General features: G+C 57.8%; 2 protein-coding genes. One reads left to right on the top strand and one right to left on the bottom strand.

Features of this window, described 5'->3' with window-relative positions; genetic code table 11:
* Nucleotides 1–219 precede the first annotated feature (219 nt).
* A complete protein-coding gene (gene ctrA, locus J2Z33_RS18040; RefSeq protein ID WP_209843637.1) occupies nucleotides 220–936 on the top strand; it encodes a response regulator transcription factor CtrA in 717 nt (238 codons plus the stop codon).
* 186 nt (nucleotides 937–1122) lie between these two features.
* On the opposite strand, the gene J2Z33_RS18035 is transcribed toward ctrA, so the two are convergent.
* Entirely contained in the window at nucleotides 1123–1689 is a 567-nt protein-coding gene (locus tag J2Z33_RS18035; RefSeq protein ID WP_209843635.1) for a VPLPA-CTERM sorting domain-containing protein, read from the bottom strand.
* Nucleotides 1690–1982 lie beyond the last annotated feature (293 nt).

Below are 1982 nucleotides of genomic sequence, written 5' to 3'. Positions count from 1 at the left end.
GGCCGTGGGATGTGACCAGTCATGATGTGAACAGTACTCCTACCCCTTAGGGAAGTGGGAGACCCTGTCCGGTCAGTTCGGGGGCAGCTTCAGGAGATCACATGGCAGTTGGTGCATGGATCATGACGTTGCGGCGAAGCCTCAGGATCGACGCAACCGGGTCACACTTTGTTAACCAACAAGGGATACGACAAACATGATCAAGACCCGAAGGCTCCCATGCGCATCCTTGTTGTTGATGACGACCCGATCACCCAACGCAGCATCGCTATGTTGCTCCAGCAGGCCAGACTGAACCCCTTCACCACCGGGTCAGGAGAGGAGGCATTGGATCTGGCCAAGATGTATGACTACGATCTCATCGTTCTGGATCTGAACATGCCGGACTTGTCGGGTCATGAGGTTTTGCGACGACTTCGTCAGTCGAAGATTCAGACGCCGGTCCTTATCCTGACCGGCTATGACAGCATCGACTCGAAGCTCAAGGGCTTCGGATGGGGCGCGGATGACTATCTGACAAAGCCATTCGAACGGGCCGAGTTCCTCGCGCGAATCCAAGCGATTGTGCGCCGCTCCAAAGGTCATGCCCAATCCGTGATCCGTCTTGGCCGCTTGAGCGTGAACCTCGATTCCAAAACGGTTCAGGTGGATGGTGAGTCGGTCTATGTGACTGGAAAAGAATATCAAATGATCGAACTGCTGGCGCTTCGCAAAGGCAGCACGGTCACCAAGGAAATGTTCCTGAACTATCTCTACGGCGGTATAGATGAGCCTGAACTCAAAATAATTGACGTCTTCATCTGCAAGCTGCGCCGGAAGCTTGCAGCGGCCCTTGGGCACAATCCGCCGATCGAGACCATCTGGGGAAGAGGATACATGATCCGAGATGTCGCAGAGTCCGTCCGAGTGATCGGCGAGGGGCGCTCGGTAGCCTGATATCTTCTGAGTGAGACCTGCTTGGCGCTGGCCAGATCGGCAGCGGCTGACCACCTGAGCGTATCGAAGCTCGCCGCGAGCGCTTCGACAAAAAAAGCCCCGCATGCGGCAGGGCCTAGTCTGTCCGATCCCATCAGGTCGAACGAGCATCCACGGTCTTCAAGAGCCGTGCTCCGTCAGTTGCGCTCAGGCGGCCTTGCGACGGCGGCGTAGCGCACCCAGCCCGGCCAAGCTGGTCATCAGCATGATCCCCGCCGCAGGCACCGGAACGGGCGCTGCATAGCTCGAGGGCGAGAGCGAATCGAAGTTAATGTTTGCCGTAGCGTTCAGGACGGCGCCTTTGACGACCTTGCCGAAGTCGATGGTTAGGGTCTTGGTTTCGCCAGGAGCGAAGACCAGGAAGTTGGATTGATCGGTGCGGCCCCCCTGTTGCCAGACAGCCTGCTCGATGTCCCAGACCAGATCGCCGAACGTGATCCTCACTCCGTCGGTGAAGTAAGCAGATAGCTGACGGACGTTGAACACGAAGTCCAGCGATCCCGTCTTGGTGCTCGCATTGTGGAAATGGAACAAGTAGGTGCTTGGACCCTCGCCGTTGTCGAAGTTGGCATCCCAGTGCCACGCCTGGGGCGTGCTCATCTCGACCGTCTGATCTGCGGTGATCGAGTTCGAGGGGCTGAGAGTGAGCGCGCTGGCCGCGAGCGGGGCCAAGGCGAAGGCGATGGCCAAGCTGGCTGCACGAAGGGTCTTCATAGTTCATTTCCTTCTGGAAGAGTGTCTTCTCGAGTGCCAGCCCTGCCCTTCTGGACACTGATTGGCTGTCACTACGGCTCGCTGCCGCATTCATGCGGCAGGATTATGGCGCAAACTGGACGATCAACATATTTACTCTACGGTTAGGAATCGCTACCGCGGCCAGAAGATGACGGTCGCTGCGAGTGACCTGGCCCCTGACCTGACCCCTTGTTTCTCCTCTAGGGGCTGCTGGAATCCGGACCCAACGGAAGGGATCGGACATGAAGCGAAGCAGGTTCAGTGACGAGCAG

The organism is Rubellimicrobium aerolatum (assembly GCF_017872975.1).
Taxonomy (GTDB): domain Bacteria; phylum Pseudomonadota; class Alphaproteobacteria; order Rhodobacterales; family Rhodobacteraceae; genus Rubellimicrobium; species Rubellimicrobium aerolatum.
Note: the sequence above shows the minus strand (reverse complement) of the source record. Positions and strands in the feature narration are given on the sequence as shown.